Raw genomic sequence first — 2,816 nt, forward strand, 5'->3', positions numbered from 1 at the left:
CAGCAGTGGGTCCGGCTGGAGGCGATGCCGCTGACCGCGCACGGCAAGCTCGACCGGCGCGCGCTGCCCGCGCCTTCTGGTGCGGGCGACGGGGAGCGCAGCGCCGACGGGGCGCCACTGACCGCGACGCAGGAACTGCTATGCGCGGTCTGGGCGAAACTGCTCGGGCATTCCGAGGTTGGCCTCGACGACAATTTTTTCGACCTTGGCGGTGATTCGATCCGCGTGCTCGGCGTGCAGCGCGCGGCGCGCGCTCACGGTTGCGCCTTCAGCGTCGAACAACTTTACCGGCACCCCAGCGTACGCCGGCTCGCGCATCATCTGGAGACGCCGGTCGATAATGAACCGGATGAAGCCGACCTTCCCGAGGCCGCTCTCCAGGATGGGCCCGCGGATGTGGAGGCGGTTTATCCGCTCACGAAGCTGCAGCAAGGCATGGTGTTTCACGCGGAGCGCGAGCGTGAGGCCGCAGCTTATCGCGACGTATTTGCACTCTGTTTTCCCGGCGTGTTCAATCGCGTCGACTTCGAGCGCGCTCTGGAGACATGCGTGCTTTCGCATCCGGCATTGCGAACCGTGTTCCGCTTGCACGCACACCCCGAACCCTTGCAATGGGTGCTGCGTACGGCCCCGCTGCCGCTCGTCGTCGAGGACGCGACCGATGCCGCCGACGATGCCGCGTGGCTGAATGCGCTGATCGAAGACGACAAGCGGATTCCGTTCGACGTGGAAGCAGCGCCTTTGTGGCGCATGCGCGTGCAGGTGCGCGAAGGCGATGCGTTCGCACTGGTGCTGTGCTTCCATCACGCCATCCTGGACGGCTGGAGCGTGGCCAGCTTCTTGTCGGAACTGATCACCGCCTACCATGACAGGACGCCATCGCCGGCGACGGCGGCAAACGGTGTCGGCGTGATGCATCGCTATGTGTTGCTCGAGCGCGCGATGCTTCGCTCCGACGCGGCGGCCGAATGGTGGAAAGCGCGCATGGATGCGATGCCGACGGCCAGGCTGTCCGCGCGCCAGGTCGCGAACGGGGCGCTGCAGCGGGCGACGATTCATTTCGAGCCGTTGCTCGTCGATCGGTTACGCAAGCGCGCTTCGAGCGCCGGATTGCCGCTGCGCGTCATGCTGCTGGCCGCGCATGGCGAAGTGCTGAAGGCGATCACCGGACAGCGAAGCGTTTCGACGGCTGCGGTTCATCATGGTCGTCCGGAAGTCGAGCGGGCCGAGCGGGCGCTGGGTCTGTTCCTGAACGTGCTGCCCTACGAGGCGTCGACCGTGACCGGGGACTGGATCGAGACGGCCGAGGCGCTGTTCGCGCAGGAGCGCGACGCGATGGCCTATCGCCGCTATCCGGTGCTTCAGGCATGGGCGCAAGGCGGGCAGCCGATGCCGTTCGACACGATTTTCAACTTCACCCATTTCCACGTCTACGACGCGGTGCGCGCCCGGAGTGCGTTGATGCCGCGGGCGGTCGACGTGTTCGAACAGACCAACTTCGGGCTCGTTGCGGGATTTTCCACCGATCCGATCGATGGCGGCCTGAGGCTGACGCTGAGCTGCGCGATTCCGGGATGGAGTCTGCCTCGCCTGGAAATGGCGCTTGCGTTGTATCGACAGGCGATCGATCAGATCGCGGATGCGCCGCGACAGCGTCCGCGCGTCGGACAGCTCGACAGCGCCGCGCGCGCGGCGTGCGTCGAAGCCGCGCGCGCCGTGCGCAGCCGGCAGTCTCTCCCCCGCAGCGTGCTCGCACAGGTCGTCGCGCAGGCGGATCGCAACGGCGGAGCGCCCGCCGTGATCGACCATCGTCGGACCTGGAGCTACGCGGATCTCGTCGACGGCGCGGCGCAGCTCGCCGTCCGATTGCGCGCGCAGGGCGTCCGGCCCGAATCCGTCGTAGGTGTGATGCTGCCGCGCGGCGGCGACCTGTTCGCGGCCTCGCTCGGCGTCTGGTATGCCGGGGCGGCCTATTTGACGCTGGATCCCGAATTGCCGCCCGCGCGCCTGAAGGCGATGGCAGACGACGCATGCTGTGCGTGCATCGTCACGGACGAGCCGTGGCTCGACTTCTGGCAAGGAACGACGGTAGTTCCGGTCGAGAGCGTGCGTGCGCCGCGTTTGCCGCGGCTTGCTCAGCCTGACCTCGATGACGCGTCGCTCGCTTATGTCATTTTCACGTCCGGTTCCAGCGGTGCGCCGAAGGGGGTGCAGATCACCCAGGAGGGGCTGAGCGAGCTGGTCGAGTGGCATATCGATCGCTTTGCGCTTGGCGCTGCCACCCGATCGTCGCATGTTGCGGGTCTTGGCTTCGATGCGGCGGTTTGGGAGCTTTGGCCCACGCTGTGCGCGGGCGGTACGGTCTATCCGGTCGACGACGCGTTGCGGCTCGACGTGCCTGCCTGGCGAAGCTGGCTGACGGACCACCGCATCACCCTTTGCTTTGCGCCGACGGTCCTGTGCGAACAACTGTTGTCCGAACCGTGGGATGCGACCGCGTCGTTGCGCTACCTGTTGACGGGAGGGGAGGCATTGCGTCAGCGGCCGCGAGCGGGAATGCCTTTCAGGCTTTTCAACCAGTATGGGCCAACCGAGGCGACGGTCGTCGCGACGAGTACCGAAGTCGAGGCGTCGTCGGTGGATGAAGGAACGATTCCGATCGGCCGGCCGCTGCCGGGCACGGTGGCACATGTGCTGGACGAGCGGCTGGAGCCTGTGTCGAAGGGGGTGGTGGGCGAACTGTACCTGGGCGGCCGGGGCGTGGCGCGAGGATATCTGGGGAAGGCGGGGCTGACGGCGGAACGGTTCGTGCCGGA

The 2,816-nt window shown here is 66.9% G+C and carries 1 protein-coding gene; it reads left to right on the forward strand.

Annotated features, from left to right (window positions below; genetic code table 11):
- A partial coding sequence (locus AC1RQF_RS33230) for an AMP-binding protein (RefSeq protein WP_492874368.1) occupies positions 1–2,816 on the forward strand: 2,816 nt, incomplete at both ends.

The organism is Burkholderia sp. GW821-FHT14F03 (genome assembly GCF_058803765.1).